This is a genomic window from Arthrobacter sp. NPDC092385 (genome assembly GCF_044755105.1).
Classification (GTDB): domain Bacteria; phylum Actinomycetota; class Actinomycetes; order Actinomycetales; family Micrococcaceae; genus Arthrobacter_D.
The window spans coordinates 13,405-33,106 of the sequence record NZ_JBIVQL010000016.1 but is presented as its reverse complement, the minus strand read 5'-3'; the positions used below and the strand labels follow the sequence as shown (position 1 = coordinate 33,106).

Annotated in this window: 18 protein-coding genes, 1 pseudogene and 1 riboswitch; of the genes and pseudogenes, 13 read left to right on the top strand and 6 right to left on the bottom strand. The window is 66.8% G+C overall.

Annotated features, from left to right (window positions below; translation table 11 throughout):
* Positions 1-4: 4 nt before the first annotated feature.
* Positions 5-997 carry a putative oxygenase MesX gene (locus ACIQCY_RS16005; RefSeq protein ID WP_158504545.1) on the bottom strand — a complete coding sequence of 331 codons (993 nt, stop codon included), beginning with the start codon at positions 995-997 and terminating at the stop codon, positions 5-7.
* A 6-nt stretch (positions 998-1,003) separates the two neighbouring features.
* Positions 1,004-1,213: a hypothetical protein gene (locus tag ACIQCY_RS16000; protein WP_196597079.1), complete on the bottom strand. Its 210-nt coding sequence runs from the start codon at positions 1,211-1,213 to the stop codon at positions 1,004-1,006.
* A 367-nt stretch (positions 1,214-1,580) separates the two neighbouring features.
* Positions 1,581-1,709, top strand: a riboswitch (SAM riboswitch).
* A gap of 208 nt (positions 1,710-1,917) precedes the next feature.
* Between ACIQCY_RS16000 and ACIQCY_RS15995 the strand changes: the two genes are divergently transcribed.
* The 4 genes from ACIQCY_RS15995 (at position 1,918) to ACIQCY_RS15980 (ending at position 5,688) form a co-directional block, all read left to right on the top strand.
* Entirely contained in the window at positions 1,918-2,397 is a 480-nt protein-coding gene (locus tag ACIQCY_RS15995; protein ID WP_158504546.1) for a PIN domain-containing protein, read from the top strand.
* A gap of 48 nt (positions 2,398-2,445) precedes the next feature.
* On the top strand, positions 2,446-3,807 hold the full coding sequence (locus ACIQCY_RS15990) for an O-acetylhomoserine aminocarboxypropyltransferase/cysteine synthase family protein (RefSeq protein ID WP_400484862.1): 1,362 nt from the start codon (positions 2,446-2,448) through the stop codon (positions 3,805-3,807).
* A gap of 1 nt (position 3,808) precedes the next feature.
* The gene (locus ACIQCY_RS15985) at positions 3,809-5,014 is read left to right on the top strand and encodes a cystathionine gamma-synthase (RefSeq protein WP_158504568.1); all 1,206 of its coding nucleotides are present in this window, start codon (positions 3,809-3,811) and stop codon (positions 5,012-5,014) included.
* A gap of 158 nt (positions 5,015-5,172) precedes the next feature.
* A complete protein-coding gene (locus tag ACIQCY_RS15980) occupies positions 5,173-5,688 on the top strand; it encodes a flavin reductase family protein (protein ID WP_158504547.1) in 516 nt (171 codons plus the stop codon).
* A 143-nt stretch (positions 5,689-5,831) separates the two neighbouring features.
* Here ACIQCY_RS15980 and ACIQCY_RS15975 read toward each other — a convergent pair whose 3' ends face one another.
* Positions 5,832-7,133, bottom strand: a complete 1,302-nt coding sequence (locus ACIQCY_RS15975) for an ISL3 family transposase (protein ID WP_158504548.1) — start codon at positions 7,131-7,133, stop codon at positions 5,832-5,834.
* Between the two features lie 484 nt (positions 7,134-7,617).
* On the opposite strand from ACIQCY_RS15975, the gene ACIQCY_RS15970 reads away from it, so the two are divergent.
* Positions 7,618-9,447, top strand: coding sequence for a GAF domain-containing protein (locus ACIQCY_RS15970; protein ID WP_158504549.1), 1,830 nt, complete (start codon positions 7,618-7,620; stop codon positions 9,445-9,447).
* 77 nt (positions 9,448-9,524) lie between these two features.
* Here ACIQCY_RS15970 and ACIQCY_RS15965 read toward each other — a convergent pair whose 3' ends face one another.
* Entirely contained in the window at positions 9,525-10,313 is a 789-nt protein-coding gene (locus ACIQCY_RS15965; protein ID WP_158504550.1) for an alpha/beta fold hydrolase, read from the bottom strand.
* A gap of 103 nt (positions 10,314-10,416) precedes the next feature.
* On the opposite strand from ACIQCY_RS15965, the gene ACIQCY_RS15960 reads away from it, so the two are divergent.
* The 4 genes from ACIQCY_RS15960 to ACIQCY_RS15945 all read left to right on the top strand — a co-directional run bounded on the left by ACIQCY_RS15960 (position 10,417) and on the right by ACIQCY_RS15945 (position 14,078).
* Entirely contained in the window at positions 10,417-10,917 is a 501-nt protein-coding gene (locus ACIQCY_RS15960; RefSeq protein ID WP_158504551.1) for an SRPBCC family protein, read from the top strand.
* Between the two features lie 99 nt (positions 10,918-11,016).
* A complete protein-coding gene (locus tag ACIQCY_RS15955; RefSeq protein ID WP_158504552.1) occupies positions 11,017-11,871 on the top strand; it encodes a GAF domain-containing protein in 855 nt (284 codons plus the stop codon).
* On the top strand, positions 11,787-12,848 hold the full coding sequence (locus tag ACIQCY_RS15950; RefSeq protein ID WP_158504553.1) for a response regulator transcription factor family protein: 1,062 nt from the start codon (positions 11,787-11,789) through the stop codon (positions 12,846-12,848). Before ACIQCY_RS15955 ends, ACIQCY_RS15950 begins: the two co-directional genes overlap by 85 nt.
* Before the next feature lie 204 nt (positions 12,849-13,052).
* On the top strand, positions 13,053-14,078 hold the full coding sequence (locus ACIQCY_RS15945) for an ATP-dependent 6-phosphofructokinase (protein WP_158504554.1): 1,026 nt from the start codon (positions 13,053-13,055) through the stop codon (positions 14,076-14,078).
* A gap of 141 nt (positions 14,079-14,219) precedes the next feature.
* Here ACIQCY_RS15945 and ACIQCY_RS15940 read toward each other — a convergent pair whose 3' ends face one another.
* Positions 14,220-14,639, bottom strand: coding sequence for a heme-binding protein (locus tag ACIQCY_RS15940; RefSeq protein WP_158504555.1), 420 nt, complete (start codon positions 14,637-14,639; stop codon positions 14,220-14,222).
* Positions 14,640-14,822: 183 nt separating this feature from the next.
* Between ACIQCY_RS15940 and ACIQCY_RS15935 the strand changes: the two genes are divergently transcribed.
* The 4 genes from ACIQCY_RS15935 to dhaK are packed head-to-tail and all read left to right on the top strand — an operon-like array spanning position 14,823 to position 18,169.
* Complete coding sequence (locus tag ACIQCY_RS15935) at positions 14,823-15,686, top strand: class II fructose-bisphosphate aldolase (RefSeq protein ID WP_196597080.1); 864 nt, start codon at positions 14,823-14,825, stop codon at positions 15,684-15,686.
* A gap of 2 nt (positions 15,687-15,688) precedes the next feature.
* Positions 15,689-16,501: an HAD-IA family hydrolase gene (locus ACIQCY_RS15930; protein ID WP_158504556.1), complete on the top strand. Its 813-nt coding sequence runs from the start codon at positions 15,689-15,691 to the stop codon at positions 16,499-16,501.
* On the top strand, positions 16,498-17,130 hold the full coding sequence (gene dhaL, locus ACIQCY_RS15925) for a dihydroxyacetone kinase subunit DhaL (RefSeq protein ID WP_158504557.1): 633 nt from the start codon (positions 16,498-16,500) through the stop codon (positions 17,128-17,130). The genes ACIQCY_RS15930 and dhaL overlap by 4 nt, the downstream gene beginning before the upstream one ends.
* Before the next feature lie 43 nt (positions 17,131-17,173).
* Complete coding sequence (dhaK, locus tag ACIQCY_RS15920) at positions 17,174-18,169, top strand: dihydroxyacetone kinase subunit DhaK (RefSeq protein ID WP_158504558.1); 996 nt, start codon at positions 17,174-17,176, stop codon at positions 18,167-18,169.
* A 122-nt stretch (positions 18,170-18,291) separates the two neighbouring features.
* Here the strand turns inward: dhaK and istA are convergent.
* A pseudogene (gene istA, locus ACIQCY_RS15915) lies at positions 18,292-19,698 on the bottom strand (IS21 family transposase); the annotation flags it as partial.
* Positions 19,699-19,702 lie beyond the last annotated feature (4 nt).

Genomic DNA, 19,702 nt, shown 5'->3' with positions numbered 1-19,702 from the left:
CCCGTCAGTTGACGGGAGTGAGATGGTCGGTGACCAAATGTTCCAGGACAAGCTTGTGCGGCGTGATGAGGTGTTCCTCCGTGTACTGCCCCTGCACGACTGCAAGCCGGTTGCGTTCGATGCGGTCATAATTGATGTCCGTCCGGGTGAAGTCCTGCGATTCCAGGCTCGGCCGGTAGATACTTCCGGCGGTCGAGTTCGCGTTGTAGATTTCCGGTCGGTAGATCTTCTGGAAACTTTCCATCGTGCTGACGGTGGCGATGAGTTGCAGGTCGGAATAGTCCGTGAGTAGATCGCCGCGGAAATAGAAAGCAAGCGGTGCTACGGCGCCCCGTGGCATGAAGTAGCGGGCTTGCAGTCCCATCTTCTTGAAATAGTCGTCCGTCAGCGAGAAGTCGTCCTGCTCGTACTCGACGCCAAGAACCGGGTGGCGGACATCCGTTCGACGATAGGTCCGGCTCGTCGAGACGCTGATACAGATCACCGGCGACTTCGGGAAGTGTTCTCGGTACGCGGCGGAGTCGAGGAAGCGCTGGAAGAGCACGCCATGCAGCGCACCGAAGTCCTCGGGAACGACGAACTCCGTCGTGCCTTCATTGACCGACGGCAGCCGGATACTGAAGTCGTAGTCGCGGACATACGACGAGAAGTTATTTCCCACGATCCCTGCGTGACGTTCCCCGGAGCGCGGGTCGAGGATGTGAATGTCGAGCATCTCGAGCAGCGGAAAGCGTTGGTGTGCCCCTTGTGCGGAGAACTCGAGCTCGACGGAGACAATGTCGAGCTCGACGACATAATGATCCCGTCGTGCATCACCTCGCTCCGCAAGGTCGTTCAATCGGTGATCAATCATCTCCAGGACGTTACGGAGGTTCTGCTGCCGATTCTCGCCCCGGGCGAGATTAGCGAAATTCGTGGTGGCCCTCGACGTGGTCGACGGCACGTAGTGCTCATCGAAACGGGTCGTGGAAATGCTGAAGGTGATCTTATGCGCCATGCGCGGTTACTCCAATAGTTCCGGGATCGTGGTGCCAAGCTCCTTCTGGCGTTGGAGGAGGTCCACCACGGCAGTGGTGAGCAGTCCTTCGAATTCCGGTGTCCGTTCCAGGGTGAACCCGTCCTCGGCAAAGGTGCGGGCGGCGTTGGCGGCGATCAGTTCCGGTGTGCGCGGCAGCGAGCCGGCGAGGCTGGTGGAGATGCGATCGAGTGTCATGATGCTGTCCTTTCCATCGGTCCTGCCATTAGCACCTTTCCGGACAGGGAATCCGGGGGAAGCTGCAGCGTCATGGAGGCAGGTCTCTCAGCTGCTCTGGATGGTGTGGCTTAGGGCTCTAAATCCACCGGTGACGTAAGGCACGCCCCCTCCACGACCATCGGCCGAGCACCAGACGGAGGGGCTGCGCACCATCATGAACAGCAATCGGTGCGGCGGGAAAGTCTTACGTCATGTGTCCTAGAAATTCGTTGTATGACGACGGGAGGCTCGTCCGCAGCCCGTGAACTGCCTGTAGTCCGTCGGGGACGTGTCATCGGCATGCATGTTCGCGTCACAGGAAATTACGTGCTTATACTTCCAACAGCTTCATGAACTGTGGCCGCCAAGCTCCGACTTGGTCACATACCAACCCCGCGCTCGGTGGGTGGTTCGGATGACGAAGCGGTCCGCATTCGCCCCTCTTCGGGGTACCTGGTGCGGGCAAGAGCTCCCGAAAGGACGCGGCCCGGTGCCGCCCGCCCATGGCTACTACTTCCCCAAGTGCTGAGTCCCACGCCGAGGTTCCACTGTCGGCAGTGAGCATTCACGACTACGAAGCATTGATGGCTCCACGCGAAGCGTTCGTAGACTTCCTCCTGAGACCCCATGTGGTTCTACATCGCTTGGAGAATGCTGGTCTGCCTGCGCTGGCAGTCTGAGGAATGGCACGCACAAGCGGCCTGCTTCTGGATACCGACGTCATCGTGGAGTTGTGGAGCTCACGCCCTTCAACGGCTGTCGTCGATTTTCTTCAGCGGAGGCGACACTCTCGGATCTTCGTCTCCGCTTTGACGATCGGAGAGCTGCATCTGGTGACCCGGGAGAACCAGCAATACCAGACCATCGGTGCCTGGGTGCAGGAGTTCGTGGACACCTACAGCTCGAACATTCTTCCCGTCGACGTTGATATCGCCGCTGTATGGGGGCCGATGCTGAGCGACGCCGAGGTGTCCGCAGTCGATTCCCTCATTGCCGCGACCGCCATTCATAAGAGCCTTTCCATCGTGTCGGGACATTTGGAGGTCTACCGGAGGTTCGCGGTGTCGGCCATTAATCCCTGGATTCCAGAAGCGCAGTCCACCGCGGATGAGGCCCCACCGCTCCCGCGTTCCCGGACAGGACCGGTGACGCAGCCTGTCTAGACGATTCGACCTCAAGTCCTAACTACTTCTGCCGAAGGAGCATCTTCGATGAGTACCGGTGACGCTGGCTGTACGGCCACCTCCCAGATCCATGCAGGTTATGAACCGCAGGCGCCCTACCGGCCCGTGGCGGTCCCCATCTATCAGACCGCGGCTTACGAATTCCCGGACTACGCGTCGGCCCGGCGCATGTTCGCGTTGAAGGAGCCAGGCTTCACCTACACGCGGACCGGTAATCCGACGGTGGCGGTGCTGGAGCAGCGGATCGCCGCGCTCGACGGCGGCGTGGCCGCGCTGGCCACGGCGACCGGGCAGGCCGCCGTCGCCGTCGCCCTGCTGGCGCTGGTCCGCGGCGGGCAGCACATCGTGGCGTCGTCGAAGCTGTACGGGGGGACGGTGGACCTGCTGACGGACACCTTCGACGATTTCGGGATCGAGGTCAGCTTCGCCGATCCCGCACATCCCGGTGCCTGGCAGGACGCTGTGCTTCCGACGACGCGGGCCTTCCTGACCGAATCCATCGGCAATCCGCTGGCCACGCTGCAGGACCTGCCGGCGATCGCCGCGGTCGCTCATGCCGCCGGGGTGCCGCTGGTGGTGGACAACACGCTGGCGACTCCCGCCCTGTTCCGGCCCCTCGATCACGGGGCCGACATCGTGGTGTATTCGGCCACGAAGTTCCTCGGCGGGCACGGGAGTACCCTCGCGGGCGCCGTGGTCGACGGTGGGCGGTTCGATTTCTCCGCCTACCCGGACCGGTGGCCGCAGCTCACCCGTCCCAAGCGCCGCTACGGCGGGGAGATCCTGTGGGAGCGCCACGGCCACGGCGCGTACCTGGCCCTCGCACGCAGCAAGTACCTGCACGATCTGGGTCCCTCGCTCGCACCGGGCAGTGCCGCGCAGATCCTGCAGGGGCTGGAGACCCTGGACATCCGGGTGGCCCGGCACGCCCAGAACACCCGGGACGTCATCCGGTTCCTGGCGGGCCACCCGGCCGTCGCAGCGGTGCATCACCCCTCCGTTCCGGGCCACCCGCAGGCCGGACTCGCGGCCAGGGACTTTCCGCACGGGGCCGGCAGCGTGTTCTCCTTCGACCTGGCCGCAGAGCCAGGGCAGGTGGGGGACTTCATCGACCGGCTCCGGCTGTTCAAGCTGGTGGCCAACGTGGGGGACACCCGGTCCCTGGTCGCGCACCCCGCTGCGATGACGCACTGCCGGCTCACCCCGGAACAGCGAGCCGCCGCCGGGATCGCAGAAACCACCATCCGGCTCTCCGTGGGTCTGGAAACCGCGGCGGACCTCGTCGCGGACCTGGACCTGGCGCTGGCCCCGCTGGTGGGTGCCGCGGACATCGCGGCTACTTCTCCGGCGGCAGGGGCCCCTGCCGCCTTCGCAGGAAGAGGAGCCTGACATGGCGCAGTACACGGGGTTCAATACGACAGCTGTCCACACCGGGCAGGACCCTGATCCGTTGACCGGTGCGGTGATCCCGCCGATCTACCAGACCTCCACTTTCGTGCAGGACGGGATCAACGTGCTGCGGGCCGGGCACGAGTACAGCCGGGGCTCCAACCCGACCCGCAACGGTTTCGAGGCCCAGCTGGCCGCGCTCGAGCACGGGACGGCGGCCTTCGCCTTCGCCTCCGGGCTGGCGGCCGAGGACGCGCTGCTGCGGGCGCTGCTGCGCCCCGGCGATCACATCGTCCTCGGCGGGGACGGCTACGGCGGCACCAACCGGCTCATCAACGGGCTGCTGGGCCCGTGGGGTGTGGCGAACACGGCCGTGGACATCACCGACCTGGCGGCGGTGGCCGCAGCGGTCCGGCTGGGCTCCACCGCGATGCTGTGGGTGGAGACGCCGTCGAACCCGCTGCTGGGCATCGCGGATCTGGCCGGGTGGGCGGCGCTGGCGCACGATGCCGGGGCTCTGCTCGTGGTGGACAACACGTTCGCCTCGCCCTACCTGCAGCGGCCGTTGGACCTCGGCGCGGACGTGGTGGTGCACTCGACCACCAAGTACATCGGCGGGCATTCGGACGTGCTCGGCGGTGCCGTGGTCGTGGCCGACCGTTCCTTCCGCGGCACCGCGCTGGCCGAGACCATCGGCTATCAGCAGTTCGCCGGCGGCGCGGTCGCCGGGCCGCAGGACTGCTTCCTGGCCGCCCGCGGCCTGAAGACCCTCGGCCTGCGCATGGAGCGGCACACCTCCAATGCCCAGGCTCTCGCCGAATGGCTCCGGGATCAGCCCGGCGTCGCGGAAGTGCTCTACCCCGGCCTGCCCGAGCACCCGGGCCATGCCCTGGCAGCGCGCCAGATGTCGGGCTTCGGTGGGATCGTCTCGCTGCGCTTCAGTGCCGGAGAAGCCGCCGCACGGGCGTTCGCCGAATCGACCCGCCTCTTCGCGCTCTCCGTGAGCCTGGGCGGGGTGGAATCGCTGGTCTGCTACTGCTCGGAGATGACCCACGCCTCGGTCCGCGGGACCCCGCTGGCTGTGCCCACCGACCTGGTCCGGCTGTCCGTCGGGGTCGAGGACCTGGCAGACCTGCAGGAGGACCTGGCCACTGCGCTGGAGAAGACACGTCGGGCGTCCAGGAGAGCCGTGGCTCTCAGCGCTTGACCCTGGTGCAGCAGAACACCGCTGTTCCGGGCCTGCTCACTACCCAATACGACGGTCGATGACCCCGTGTTTCCTCATACGACAGCTCGCTTCCCCGGCTCTTGGATGCGGGCGCAAACGGTGCTTGATTGAATTCAAACGCCACGAAAGGACCCATCATGTCGGACATCTCGGACCTCAGCCCCCAGCGCCTTCGGCAGGTGTTGGGACACTTCGCCACCGGGCTCACGGTGATCACGGCGGCGACGCCCACGGGTCCAGCCGGGTTCACCTGCCAGTCCTTCGCCTCCCTCTCGCTCGACCCGGCGCTGGTCACCTTCAGTCCGGCGCGGTCCTCCACCACCTGGCCTCTGCTCCGTGCAGCGGGACGATTCACCGTGAACATCCTGTCGGCGGAGCACCAGCACCTGGCGGGCCAGTTCGCACGCTCGGGCACGGACAAGTTCGCCGGCGTCGACTACACCGCGTCTCCGCTGGGCAACCCGGTCCTGGAGGACGCGCTCGCCTGGGTGGACTGCGAGCTGCACCAGGAGTACGACGGCGGTGACCACACCATCGTGGTGGGGAGCGTCCGGTCCCTGAGCGCGCGGCTCGACGCCGAACCCCTGCTGTTCTTCAGGGGCGCCTACGTCGGTGTGCAGTCCCCGACAGCAGTGCTGGAGAGGACTGCATGACCATTGCCGGACCCCTTCCCGGCGTCGCACTCGCAGGCCCGGACCTTTCTGGGTTCGGGGCGGAGTTCTGGCAGGCAGCGCACGACTGACGGTGCGTTCTATTGGGAAGCGCGGTCAGCGCGGAGTTTGGCGGCTCATCGTAATTAAGAGTGGAGACGGGGCCTGAAGCCGCCGGATTCGAGCAGCGATCGGGCGATGTAGTTCGTGAGGTTCCTGAAGCCGAGGGCTGATCCGCGCAGGTGCTCGAGACGGCCGTTGATCGCCTCGGTGGGTCCGTTGCTGGTGCCTGGTCGGTCGAAGAACGCAAGGATATCCGTGGCCCGTTGTTTCAGGGTCCGGCCGAGCCGGCGCACCTCGACCAAGGCGGTCGGGACGCCGCTGGTGACAGCGTCGATGACGGCCTCCATCATCTGCTTGCCCGTCTTCTTGTCAGGCTCCCGGTACGCGGCGACAATCCGCTGATAGATACCCCAGGTGGCTTCGACCTCGAGGTGCTCCTCAGCCTTGAACACTGCATCCAGGCGTCTCTGCTGCTTATCGGTCAGCAGACCGGCACCGGTATGCAGTGTCCGCCTGGCCCGGTAGAGCGGGTCACCGGAACGACCACGGTGCCCGGTCGTGGTTTGTTGGACGCGTTGGCGGCACCGGTCCAGCCCGTCCCCAGCTAGGCGCACGACGTGGAAGGGATCCATCACCGGAACAGCGTCCGGGAGCTCCTCGGTGGCCGCGGTCTTGAACCCAGTGAACCCATCCATCGCCACCACCTCCACCCCATCACGCCACGCCTGGGGCCGGTTCGCGAGCCAGGTCTTGAACACCTGTTTGGAGCGGCCCTCGACCATGTCCAACAACCGTGCAGGGCCCGTCTTGGCGCGGATCGGGGTGAGATCAATGATGACGGTCACGAACTTGTCGCCCTTGCGGGTATGCCGCCATACATGCTCGTCCACCCCGATCGCAGTGACCCCCTCGAACCTGCCCGGGTCATCGATCAGCCGGCGCCTACCTTCCGCGAGAACGGCAGTGTTCGCGGTATGCCAGGACACTCCCAGACCGGCTGCGACCCGGGACACCGTGAGGTGATCGACAACAATCGCGAACAGCGCCCACGACAGGCCGCGGCGGGAGATCTTCGCCCGCCACTCGGCCGCTTTCGAGGTGTCTTGCCGCCAGGTCTGGTTGCATTGCGTGCACTGGTAGCGACGTACCCGTACCAACAGCGTTGTGGGTCGGTGCCCGAACGGCTCATGGGCAAGCCGGCGGATGACGGTGTCGCGCACGACGCCTTCACCGCCGCAGGACCGACACCACCGATCGAGTGCAAGGACGCGGCACTCGATGACCGCCCGATCCGGGCTGAGGTGTTGCCCGATGGCTTCCAGGCCTAGCTCGTCGAGTCGGCAGAACGTGGTCAGGTCAGGGCTCGTAAAAGTAGGCTGGGGCATGTCGAGGTCTTTCAGATGGCAAGCGTCAGAACTTCCATCATCGGAAGGCCTCGACCTCTATCCCGCCACCGACGCGCCCACCCCGGTCAGACCTGGCCCACACTCTGGTTTACGAAGAGCCTGGTAAGTGCTGGTTTTCTGTCATCCCCGATCCCTAGAAAAGTTTCAACTCTTTGTGTTATCTGTGCAGCTTCTGCTTTCTCCATCTATGAAGGCTAGCCTTCGGAGCAGAACGGGCATGCGCTACTCGAACAGGGAATCGCCGTGTCGTAGAGTCCGGGTGTCGACTCACAGCTGTTGGGCGTACGAGCAAGGCCGGTCCTCATTCATTACATAGGTGTCCGGCGGCAAACCAAGGCCCAGGGACCGCTATGTCTGCAAGGACGACTTAGGTTGTCTACTGGTTCTCTAATGGCGGCCCGCTATCCTGAAACCCCGAGCGCAGCGCCGCGCCGCGCCCGGTCGCAGGAGACAGGTGCCGTCAATGCCGCAGCTTCCGTCCAGCATCACCCAGAACCAACACAGCCACACCCCGCCGTCCCAGCTCGACCGCATCACAGAGCTGGCCGGTGACCTAGCGGGCCAGTTCGAACTGGTCCCGCTGCTCGAACGCGTCCTCGGGCATGCCGCCGCCCTCCTTGGATGCGAGAGCGGCTCCATCTCGATCGTCCATGAGGCCGAGGGGTACTACCGCAAGGAAGTGGACCAGGGCGTCGGCTGCCGCGAAGGCCAGACCTTCCCGCTGACCGAAGGCCTCACGGGGCAGATCGTAACGACCCGCGGCACCGTGATCCTCGATCGGTATGCGTCCGTGCCGAGGGGGCACATCGACCCGGCCGACCCGCGGTGGGGGAGCGCGGTCATCGGCGTCCCCATCACGTGGGCCGGCAGCATCATCGGTACGTTCGCCATCTTCAGTGACGGACCCGGGCGCGTCTTCAGCCCGGGCGACGCCTCGCTCGTGGAACTGTTCGCCAACCACGCCGCCATCGCCATCATGAACTCCCGGCTCCACCAGGCGGCCGCAGCGAAGGAACGCGAGGCCGCCGTCGCCGGCGAACGCGAACGCGCCGTGCAGGAGGTCCACGAGACCATCGGGCGGTCCCTCGGCTCGCTGCTGCTCCACCTCGACCGAGCAGACAAGGCGACACCCGGTGGCTCGCCCTCCATCCAGCACATCGACGGCGCCCGGGTCCTCGCCCACGAAGCGCTGTTCGAGACCCGTCGCACCGTGCTGGGCCTCGGACCCTCCAGCGTGGCTGGCCGCACCCTTGAGGAGTCCGTCCGCCAGGAACTCGACCGGGTCAACGCGGACCACCCGGTCGACGTGACGCTCCTGGTGACCGGAGACCCCCACGAGTTGGCCCCCGCCGTCGCGCACCAGCTCTTCATGATCATCCAGGAGGCGGTGGCCAACTCGGTGGCGCATGCCGGCGCCACCGCGTGCCGGGTGGGCGTCTTCTACGACTCCGCCGGCATCACGGCCGTCGTCGAGGACAACGGTCGCGGGTTCGAGGCCCCGGAAGCGTCGCATCTCAAAGGCAGCCGGCTCGGGCTGCACGGCATGGCCGCCCGCGCTCACTACCTGCGGGGTGAACTGCACGTGGACTCGACGCCGGGCTGGGGCACGAGCGTCCGCGCCGAGGTGCCCTACTCCTCGAACGGCGACACCTCCCGCGAACGGTGGAAGGTCCTCGTCGCCTGCACGCAGCCACTGATCCGGGCCGGCCTCGTCCGGCTCCTCGAGACGTCCGAGCCGTCGGTGCAGGTCCTCGGGGAGTTCGGGACGCTCGAGGACCTCACGGAGTCTGTGTCCCTCCTGCAGCCGGACATGATCGTCCTCGACGAGCACCTGCTCGCCCTGTATGCCCAAGCCCGGGCGGCGGACGCGGACACCGTCGAGCGGCCGGTGGTCGCCGTCGTCGACCATTTCGCGGACGAACTGCTGGCGGCTGCCGCGTCGTCGGGCGTGCGGGGCTTTCTCTCGTTGTCCTCGACACCCGCGGAGGTGGCGCGCGTCGTCGTCGCTGCGGCCCGCGGTGATGCCCTGCTGGACGGGGCGATGTTCACGCGCCTCACGGAGAGTCGCGCGGCGGACGCAGGCGAGGCGATATCACTGACGGCCCGCGAACTCGAGGTACGGGACCTCCTGGCCGAAGGGCTGGCGGACAAGCAGATCGCCACGCGGCTCACCATCTCGGTGAAGACGGTCGAGAAGCACGTGAGCGCCATGCTGCGGAAGACCGGGGCACGTAACCGCACCATGCTGGTGGGCCTGCAGCACCAGGGTCAGGCAATCGCGAACTCCAGATAGGCGGCGACGCCGGCAGAGGCCTGCGTACCGAGGCGTCACCAGAACGCTCGCCAGGTATGCGGATCCGAGGATCGTTATCAAGACCCAGCGGCGGTGGCGTCGAGGATGAATCGGGCTGTCTTTTGCGGCTGGTCCCAGTGCGGGAAGTGCCCGCAGTCCTCGAAGACGTGCAGGGTGGCGTCCGGATAGAGGGACATGGCGACGGCGGCCTCACTGAGCGGGGTGACCCTGTCCGACCGGCCCCAGCCGAACGCCAGCGTGCCCTTGATCGTCCCCTGTGGTGCGCCTGCCTGCCGTGGTCCGTGTGCGAGCGACTTCCGCGCTGCGTCGAGACTGGGCGAGGTGGCGAAGCCGCGGAGCTCCGTCAGGACGAGGTCCGGGTCGAGCTTCCAGGGGGCCGCGGAGAACTGGGCGAGCAGCGCCGTCCGGCCCGCTGCCTGCTGGACGAGTGAGGGCAGGACGGGCTGGAGGCGCCGTACCAGCGCGATGGACGCGGTGATGCTGCCGTTGAAGATGCGCACCTGGGTGTCGTTCCAGAATCCTCCGGGATCGAGGGCGACCGCGTTGCCGGCGTGGCCCCGCCGCGCCAGCTCGACCACGATCCGCGCACCCATCGAGCTTCCGACGACATCCGCGTCGCGCAGGTTCTCCTGCTCGAGGAACTGCCCGACGGCGTCCGTGAGGGTCGCAATGGTCACCTCACCCGCGAGCGGCTCGCTGCCGCCGAATCCGGGGAGGTCGATGGCGATGACCTCGCGCTGATCCAGCAGCAGGGGGAGGACGGGGTCCCAGGTGCGGACGCTCGAGCCGAGCCCATGCACGAGGACGAGTGGCTTTCCGGTGCCGGTCCGTTCGGTGTTCAACATGTGAGGGCCTTCCGTAGGCAGCGCGAGGCCCCAGTCTATGCGGGCACAGATCGCTCCAGCCGATGCCCGCAGGACGAGGGGATTCTTCTGTGAGAATGGGCGCATGAGCCAGACAGAGATCCGCCATCACCAGGAATCCGTCACCATCCAGGCGTCGGCGGACAGCATCTACGACCTGGTCTCCGACATCACCCGCACCGGCGAATGGAGTCCGGTGTGTACGCGGTGCTGGTGGGAGGACGACGTCAGTGCAGGCCAGGTCGGTGCCTGGTTCACAGGGCACAACGAGCTTCCGCACCGCACCTGGGAGACCCGGTCGCAGGTCGTGGCCGCAGAGCGTGGCCGTGAGTTCGCCTGGGTCGTCGGCGGTGACAGGGTGCGCTGGGGCTACACGCTGACGCCGGCCGACACCGGAACCACTCTGACCGAATCCTGGGATTTCCTGCCCGGCGGCATCGCCATGTTCGAGGAGAAGTTCGGGGATGATGCGCCCGCGCAGATCGCCGACCGGACCCGCCTCGCGCACGACGGCATCCCGAAGACCCTCGCCGCCATCAAGCGGATTGCCGAGTCCAGCACGTCATGTGGGGATGACCGGTTCTAGCGCGCTGACCCTGCTGTGCCGGCCTCAGTAGGCGGCCGCCCGGTATCCTGAAGGTCCGTGCGCAGTGTCGCGCCGGGTTGCCGGAGACAGGTGCCGTACATGCCGCAGCTTCCCACGCCGAACCAGACCCGCCCGAGTGAGACTCCGCTCTCCGAGTTGGATCGCATCACCGAACTCGCCGGAGACCTCGCCGGACAGTTCGAGTTGGTCCCGCTCCTCGAGCGCGTCCTCGGGCACGCCGTCGCGCTCCTCGACTGCGAGAGCGGCTCCATCTCGATCGTCCACGAGACCGAGGGGTACTACCGCAAGGAAGTGGACCAGGGCGTCGGCTGCCACGAAGGCCAGACGTTCCCGCTGAGCGAAGGCCTCACCGGAGAGATCGTGAAGCAGCGAGGCACCGTGATCCTCGACCGTTACGCCTCCGTGCCCACCGGCCACATCCACCCGAGTGACCCGCGCTGGGGGAGCGCCGTCATCGGCGTTCCGATCGCCTGGGACGGAGCCATCATCGGCACGTTCGCCATCTTCAGTGACGGACCGGGGCGGGCCTTCACCGCCGCCGACGCCTCCCTCGTGGAACTCTTCGCCACCCATGCCGCCATCGCCATCATGAACTCCCGGCTCCACCAGGCCGCGGCCGCGAAGGAGCGCGAAGCGGCCGTGGCCGGGGAACGCGAACGGGCGGTGCGCGACGTCCACGAGACCATCGGCCGCTCCCTCGGCTCCGTCCTGCTCCATCTCGACCGTGCGGCAAAGCCACTCCTGGTAGTTCGCCGTCGACCCAGCACATCGACGCCGCCCGGGTCCTCGCCCACGAAGCCCTCTTCGAGACCCGCCGCACGGTCCTCGGGCTCGGCCCCTCGAACCTCGTGGGCAGCACCCTCGAGGAGGCCATCCGCAGGGAACTGGACCGTGTGGAAGCGGTTCATCCTCTCGACGCCACCCTCTCGGTAGTTGGGGAACCGCACGAGCTCGCGCCCGAGGTGGCCCACCAGGTGCTCATGATCATGCAGGAGGCCGTGGGGAACGTTCTTGTGCACGCCCATGCCAGTACCTGCCGTGTGGGCCTGTTCTACAACGCCACCGGGATCACCGCCGTCATCGAGGACAACGGGCGCGGGTTCGACGCCGCGAAACGCGGGCCGGAAGGCCCGTCGTCGTCGGCACGCCTGGGACTCCATGGAATGGCGGCCCGCGCGCACTTCCTGCGCGGGGACCTCTCCGTCAACTCGACGCCGGGCTGGGGGACGATCATCCGTGCTGAAGTTCCCTACTCCGCGAACGGGGAGGTCTCCCGTGAGCGGTGGAAGGTGCTCGTCGCCGGTGTCCAGCCCATGGTCCGTGCGGGGCTGGTGCGCCTGCTCGAGACGTCCGAACCGTCAGTGCAGGTGATGGGGGAGCTGGGCAGCCTCGAGGACCTGGTGGAATCCACCTCGCTGCTGCAGCCGGACATGCTGGTGCTGGACTGGGTACTCCTCGAGCAGTACACCGCGGTGCAGCAGGCGGGGCAGACGGAAGATCCTGTTGACAGGCCGTTGGTGGCTGTCGTTGATCACCCGAGCCTCGAGCAGCTGCGCCTGGCGGCGGCGTCGGGTGTGCGGGGGTTCCTCTCGCTCGCCTCGAGCCCCGCCGAAGTGGCGCGCGTGGTGGTCGCGGCTGCCCGAGGAGATGCCCTTCTTGACGGCGCCGTCTTCACCCGCTTCACCGAAGCGCACGGGCATGCGGCCACGGACGAGGACCAGCCCGCCCGCCTCACGGCCCGCGAGCTCGAGGTGCGTGACCTGCTGGGACAGAGCCTGGCCGACAAGCAGATCGCCACCCGGCTTGCCATCTCGGTGAAGACCGTCGAGAAGCATGTGGGCGCGATGCTGCGGAAGACCGGTGCCCGGAACCGCACCATGCTGGCCGGACTGCAGCGCCAGGACCGGTAGGCCGCATCGACGAGCTGTGGCCGGCAAGGGTGTTCGTGTCCGCTCGGCGGTCCCGGTGGTGACGCAGGCATGAAGCTGTCGCACCGTGGGGGTTTCCCCTTACTGCCGGGGTGGGTAAACCCTCATTTCGGGAGTGCTGCGTTTCTGATCTAGTGGCACGGAGATCAGATTCAGCACCTCATCAGCACAGCGGAGGGAACACAGATGGCTCGCATCGGAATTCTGACGAGCGGAGGGGACTGCCCCGGACTGAACGACGTCATCCGTTCCTGCGTCCTGCGTGGAACACGCGTCTACGGCGACGAGTTCGTGGGCTTCCGGGACGGCTGGCGTGGTCTTGTGGAAGGCAGCACCTTGGAGCTGGACTGGCTGAGTGTGCGGGGCATCGGAGGCCTGGGCGGGACCATCCTGGGAACGTCGCGGACCAACCCGCTCGAAGACGACGGTCTCGAGCGAATCAAGGGGAATCTTCGCACCCTCGGTGTGGATGCCCTCATCGTCATCGGCGGAGAAGGGACGTTGACCGCAGCCAATATCCTGAGCAGCAGCGGCATCCCCATCGTCGGAGTACCGAAGACCGTGGACAACGACCTCTCGGCCACCGACTTCTCCTTCGGCTTCCACACCGCGGTGGAGATCGCCACCGAGGCGATCGACAGGCTCAAGACCACCGGGCAGTCACATCACCGCTGCATGATCGCCGAGGTCATGGGGCGGCATGTCGGGTGGATCGCGCTCCATGCCGGGATGGCCACCAGTTCCCACGCGATCCTCATTCCCGAGCAGAAAGCCAGCCTCGACGAGATCTGCGCCTGGGTTGAAGGTCCGTTCCGCCGTGGCAGGACACCCCTGGTGGTGGTGGCCGAGGGGTTCATCGCCGAGGGAATGTCCGAACCGCATGCGGACCGCGGGCTGGACGCCTTCAACCGCCCGCGGCTGGGTGGCATCGGCGAACGCCTGGCCCCCCTGATCGAAGAGCGGACAGGTATCGAAACCCGGTCCACCACCCTCGGCCACATCCAACGCGGCGGCGCGCCGAGCGCCTCCGACCGGGTTCTGGCAACCCGGCTGGGGCTGGCCGCCGTCGACGCCGTTCACGATGAGGCATGGGGTCAGATGGTGGCCACGCGCGCGGACAGCATCACCCGCGTCAGCCTGGCGGAATCAGTCGGGAAGCTCAAGACGGTCCCACAGGAGCGGTATGACGAAGCCACCTACCTCTTCGGATGAAACAGGTAGATGAGTTCTCGAAGAGGCGGTGGACGCTGATCGATTGAGCCGGGCACGGCCTGAAGGACAGTCCCGAAAGGGACGGACTCCCTCGGCCGCGCCCGGATTCCTGCCTGCGCGCCTGGAGCACGCCTGCAGCTCTCAGAACGCGGCAGCGCCCGCCTCGGCGACTTCCTGGTCCTGCTCGATGGTGCCGGTGGAGACACCGATGGCACCCATGATGCTGCCGTTCCTCACAAGTGGAATGCCGCCGGGGAACACCGCGAGGCGTCCGCCGTGCGCGTCGCTCAGGCCGTAGATGGGGCCGTCCTGGCGGGTGACGCCCTGCAGGTCGCCGGTCTCGCACTGGAATGCGATGGACGTGTAAGCCTTGTTGATCGAGATGGTGATGCTGCCGATGTTGGCGCCGTCCATCCGCACGTGCGCCTTCAGGTTGCCGCCGGCGTCCACCACGGCGATGTCCATCGGCTGGCCGATCTCCGTGGCCTTCGCCGCGGCGGCGTCGATCACGCGGCGGGCTTCTTCGGCGGTGACTGTCTCGAGTACTGATCCTGTAGCCATGGTGTCCTTCTTCGTTGAAGTGAAGTGCAAGTGGTGGGTCAGAAGAGCCGCGCCTCACTCAACCACCTCCGCCTGCTGCGGACGAGGTGGTGAAACCCCCCACGCCACGGGAGGGGTAACCCCCATACCGGCCGTCGCGGCCCGGGTCTAGCGTGGGCTGAAGCCTAACCAGGAGGATGCGTTGTGGGAGTTGTACCGCTGAAGGACATTGTTGATCCGGCGTTCCGGGACCGCTACGGGGTGCCCGCCATCAACATCTTCAATGACTTGACCATGGAGGGCGTGCTCGCCGGCGCCGTGGAGGCGAACTCCCCGGTGATCCTGCAGACCTCCGTGAAGACCGTGCGCACCGTCGGCTCCCGGGTGCTGTTCGACATGTGGCAGTCCATGACCCGCGGCATCGAGGTGCCCGTCACCCTGCACCTGGACCACTGCCCCGACCGTGCGGTGGTCACCGAATGCCTGAAGGCCGGCTGGAACTCGGTGCTCTTCGACGCGTCCGAGCTGCCCGTGGAGGAGAACCAGCGCCAGACCATCGAGGTCGTCGCCGAGGCCCGCAGCTACGGCGCCCAGGTGGAGGGCGAGATCGAGGCCATCACAGGCGTCGAGGACGATCACGGGTCCGATGAGGTGTCCAAGCAGCAGAGCCTCGAGGTGGCGCTCGCGTTCATCGACGCCACCGGGATCGATGTCTTCGCCCCCTCGATCGGCAACGCCCACGGCAGCTACAAGGCGGCCCCCGTGCTCGACGTCGAGCGTGTCACCCAGATCGTGGAGGCACGCAACCTCCCGATCGCCCTGCATGGCGGCAGCGGCCTCAGCCCCGAGCAGTTCGCCGACCTCATTGCCCGCGGCTGCGCGAAGGTCAACATCTCGACGGCCCTCAAGGAGCAGTACATGCAGTCCAGCCTCGCGTTCCTGAAGCAGGCGGAGCAGAACAACAAGTGGGATCCGCCGTCGCTGTTCAAGCACACCCGCGCCGACACCGTTGCGATGGTCCTCGACCTCTGCACGCAGTTCGGCAGCGCGGGCAAGGGAGGCCGCTGAGCATGCCGGCCCTCATCTTCGACTGCGACGGCGTTCTCGCCGACACCGAGCAGTACGGCCACCTTCCCGCCTTCAATCAGACCTTCACCGACTTCGACGTCCCCGTGCAATGGAGCGTCGAGGACTACGCCGAGAAGGTGAAGATCGGCGGCGGGAAGGAGCGGATGCGCAGCATCCTCACGCCGCAACTCGCCTCGTCGCTGGGACTCGACGACGACGCCGCGGTGGACGCCGCGATCCTCTCCTGGCACAAGCGGAAGACGTCCGTCTACACGGAGCTCGTCGAAAGCGGCGTCATGCCCGCACGGCCCGGCATCGCACGGATCGTGCAGGAGGCGCACGACGCCGGCTGGACCCTCGCCGTTGCCTCCACCTCCGCGGAACCCGCGGTCCGCGCGGTCCTGACGCACGCCGTCGGGGCTGACCTCGCGGCGCACTTCTCGGTGTTCGCCGGGGACGTGGTGCCCGCGAAGAAACCCGCACCGGACATCTACCTGCTGGCGCTCTCGGAGCTGGAGGTGTCCGTCGATGACGCGATCGTCGTCGAGGACAGCTCCAACGGGCTGCGCGCCGCCGTCGGTGCCGGGCTGCGGACCGTCGTCACGGTCAGCGGCTTCACCCGCGAGGAGGACTTTACGGGTGCCTCGCTCGTAGTGAGCTCCCTCGGGGAGCCTGACGGCGAGCAGGCCGAGACCCTCGCCGACCCGCGCGGCGCCGGGCCATCCGGCGTCGTCACCCTCGCCACCCTGCAGACATTGCTGTCCGCACCCGGCCCTGCTTCTGAGGCCGCGAACACCGAAATGGAGACCCCATGAGCGCCACCGACCTCGCCGACGTCGAATTCGTTGTCCATTCGCTGGCCAAGACGGCCGTGGACAAGGAGAAGGAGTTCGGCGACCTCGACGCCGTGGTGGGCGACGGCGACCTCGGCTACTCCCTGGCCCGCGGCTTCGAGAAGGTCCTCGCGGATTGGGATTCGTTCAAGCGCGACGACGTCGCCACGTTCCTGCAGCAGATAGCGCTCGCGATTTCCAGCAGGATCGGCGGGACCTCCGGGCCGCTGTGGGGGACGGCCTTCCTGCGGGCCTCCGCCGCCGCGAAGACGGTGGACGCGATCGACGGCACCGCCGTCGTCGCCATGCTGCGCGGAGCCACCGACGGCATCAAGGCCCGCGGCAACGCGGACCTCGGCGACAAGACCCTGCTGGATGCGCTGATCCCGGCGACGGACGAGCTCGAACGGCAGCTGGCGGCAGGAGCCTCGCCCGCGGAATGCCGTGCGGCGTTCGGAGCGACGATCCGCGAGTGCGCCGATGCGACGTCGGCCCTCGAAGCCCGGCGCGGACGCGCCAGCTACAGCGGGGAGCGCAGTATCGGATCACCCGATGCCGGGGCGGTGGCCGTGGCGATCATCGCCGAGCGCATCGTGGCCGACTGGCCCTGACTCTTTCTCACATCCGTCCGACTCACAACGAAGTGGAGAACCCATGAAGAAGTTCGTCAATGACCCGCAGCAGTTCGTCCCGGAGATGCTCGAGGGCCTGGCGCTCGCGAACCCGGACACCCTGAAGTACGTGCCCGAGTACAACCTGATCATGCGCGCCGATGGCCCCGACCAGAACAAGGTGTCGATCGTGCAGGGCTCGGGCTCGGGGCACGAGCCGGCGCACGTGATGATCGTGGGCAAGGGCATGCTCGACGCAGCCTGTCCGGGTGATGTGTTCGCGGCGCCGCCGTTCGACTACGTGTACGAGACGACCAAGCTCATGGCCTCGCCGAAGGGCGTGCTGCTGCTGGTCAACAACTACACGGGCGACAAGATGGTCTTCGAGATGGCGCAGGAGATGTCCTCCGCCGAGGGCATCGAGGTGAAGACGCTCTTCATCAACGACGACGTCTCCGTGGAGGACTCGACCTACACGATCGGGCGCCGCGGCGTGGCGGGCAACTTCTTCGTGATCAAGGCCGTCGCCGCCGCCGCCGAGCGCGGGGCGGACCTCGACGAGGTCATCCGCATCGGCGAGAAGGTCAACTCGGTGACCCGCACCATGGGCGTCGCCCTGACCGCCTGCACGCCGCCGTCGAAGGGCAGCCCGCTGTTCGAGCTCGGCGACGACGAGATCGAGATCGGCGTCGGCATCCACGGCGAGCCGGGGCGTCGCCGGGCGAAGATGATGTCGGCCAACGAGATCGTCGAGGAGCTCCTGGCGCCGGTGGTCAAGGATCTGCCGTTCGAGAGTGGTGACCGCGTGGCCCTCATGGTGAACGGCCTCGGCGGCACCCCGATCAGCGAGCTGTACCTGCTGTACGGGCAGGCGCACAAGCGCCTCGCGGAGCAGGGCATCACGGTGGGCCGCAACTACGTGGGGGAGTACTGCACGTCCCTCGACATGGCCGGCGCGTCCATCACGCTGGTCAAGCTCGACGACGAGATCGAGTCGCTGCTGATGGACCCGGCGGAGATTCCGATCCGGGTCTTCTGAGTTCCTGAGGAGGAGGACTGCGGGCCGTTCACCTCGGGTGGGTGGCCCGCCGTTGTGTAGGAGCTGCTTCGCAGCGTCCTCAGATCCTGCCTCTCATCAACCTCTTCGACGAAGTGAAGGCCGCTGACCGCTCCGACGGTCAGTGCTGCGGCAATCCCTGCGATGACGTCCTGGGCTGCCATTGACCGGTGTAGGAGGAGAACATCGATCAGGGCGCGGGTGCCGCCGGAGTCCCCGTCGGTTTTGCGGGCCGCGGCCCAGAACGCCTCATGGGCGGAGGTGAAGGCCCCGGATGCTCGTGCGTGGGCCAGAGCGGTCGAGCCTGGTAGGGCGCCGGGTTTGTGGTGTAGGACCTCGAGGTAATGGTCCAGGTTCACGCTCTGCCCGTGCTGCGCGACTACACGGGGGTGCCGGGCGATTTCGGTGCGGCCGTCGAAGACGACGACTTCGGACGCGCGAAGGAACACCCGGACCGGGCGTCCGATGAGCCGGGCCGGAACGGAATAGGACGCCATCCGTACCCGGATCAGGCTTGACCGGTTCACCCTCGGCGTCAGTGTCAGGCCCGGTTCGAACCGTTCCGCCGTGATCGGCGCGAGCAAGGCTCGCTCAACGGCGAAGTCCTGGCCGACAGTATGAAGACGGTTCCCGATACGGCGGGCCTCATCATCGAGGTCCCACTGCCTGATCTGCGCATGGAGCTCGGCAAGGGACTCGACGACGGGCATCGGGGACAGGTGTGTGCGACGGAACCGGCCGACTTCCCCCTCGACGCCGCCCTTTTCGTGGGCGCCCTCGATGCCGGGCTGGCAGTAGAACGCGTCGAACCCGTAGTGGGACCGGAACAACAGCCACCGCTGGTTCTCGGTCCGCTGCCTGCCGGTGCCGTAGACAACTTTCACGACCGCGTCGGTGAGGTTGTCGTATCTGATGTGTCGGGTCGGGATGCCGCCGATGTCCTCGAAAGCATCAATGTGGCCTTCCAGGAACGCTTCCTGGGCCTGGGTCGCATAGACCCTATGGATGGCCTTCCCGGAGTTCGACAGGCGGAAGGTGAACATATGGCACTTGGTCTTCACCCCGGCCAGCACCACCCAGACCTCCCCGAAGTCGACTTCCGCCTCCGCTCCCGGTGCGTGTTCCTGCGGGATGAAGACCTCCGGCAGCCGGCCGGCCTCCGCATCGACCTCTGGGCGACGTTTGCGGACATAGTCACCGACCGTCGAATAAGAGAGCTGCCTTGCCCCGTGCTCATCAGCGAGGCGAGCGAAGACACGTCGTGCGGTATGACGCTGTTTGCGGGGAGCCTCGAGGTCCTGCCGGAGCATCGCGTCGATCACGGGCTTGAACGTCTCCAACCGGGGCGCTGTCCGTACCCGGGGCTTTCGAGGTGGTGGTTCCGCCTGCCCGAGGGCCTGCCGGACAGTTGGTCGGCCGACACCATAACGCCTTGCCAGCTCCCTGATCGAGAGGCCCTCGACGCGCGCATCACGCCGGATCCGCGCAAAAACTTCCACCCGAGACTCCATTCGA

Coding starts and splice junctions, on each gene's coding strand:
- ACIQCY_RS16005 (WP_158504545.1), bottom strand. CDS start 997: ATGGCGCATAAGATCACCTTCAGCATTTCCACGACCCGTTTCGATGAG.
- ACIQCY_RS16000 (WP_196597079.1), bottom strand. CDS start 1,213: ATGACACTCGATCGCATCTCCACCAGCCTCGCCGGCTCGCTGCCGCGC.
- ACIQCY_RS15995 (WP_158504546.1), top strand. CDS start 1,918: ATGGCACGCACAAGCGGCCTGCTTCTGGATACCGACGTCATCGTGGAG.
- ACIQCY_RS15990 (WP_400484862.1), top strand. CDS start 2,446: ATGAGTACCGGTGACGCTGGCTGTACGGCCACCTCCCAGATCCATGCA.
- ACIQCY_RS15985 (WP_158504568.1), top strand. CDS start 3,809: ATGGCGCAGTACACGGGGTTCAATACGACAGCTGTCCACACCGGGCAG.
- ACIQCY_RS15980 (WP_158504547.1), top strand. CDS start 5,173: ATGTCGGACATCTCGGACCTCAGCCCCCAGCGCCTTCGGCAGGTGTTG.
- ACIQCY_RS15975 (WP_158504548.1), bottom strand. CDS start 7,133: ATGCCCCAGCCTACTTTTACGAGCCCTGACCTGACCACGTTCTGCCGA.
- ACIQCY_RS15970 (WP_158504549.1), top strand. CDS start 7,618: ATGCCGCAGCTTCCGTCCAGCATCACCCAGAACCAACACAGCCACACC.
- ACIQCY_RS15965 (WP_158504550.1), bottom strand. CDS start 10,313: ATGTTGAACACCGAACGGACCGGCACCGGAAAGCCACTCGTCCTCGTG.
- ACIQCY_RS15960 (WP_158504551.1), top strand. CDS start 10,417: ATGAGCCAGACAGAGATCCGCCATCACCAGGAATCCGTCACCATCCAG.
- ACIQCY_RS15955 (WP_158504552.1), top strand. CDS start 11,017: ATGCCGCAGCTTCCCACGCCGAACCAGACCCGCCCGAGTGAGACTCCG.
- ACIQCY_RS15945 (WP_158504554.1), top strand. CDS start 13,053: ATGGCTCGCATCGGAATTCTGACGAGCGGAGGGGACTGCCCCGGACTG.
- ACIQCY_RS15940 (WP_158504555.1), bottom strand. CDS start 14,639: ATGGCTACAGGATCAGTACTCGAGACAGTCACCGCCGAAGAAGCCCGC.
- ACIQCY_RS15930 (WP_158504556.1), top strand. CDS start 15,689: ATGCCGGCCCTCATCTTCGACTGCGACGGCGTTCTCGCCGACACCGAG.
- dhaL (WP_158504557.1), top strand. CDS start 16,498: ATGAGCGCCACCGACCTCGCCGACGTCGAATTCGTTGTCCATTCGCTG.
- dhaK (WP_158504558.1), top strand. CDS start 17,174: ATGAAGAAGTTCGTCAATGACCCGCAGCAGTTCGTCCCGGAGATGCTC.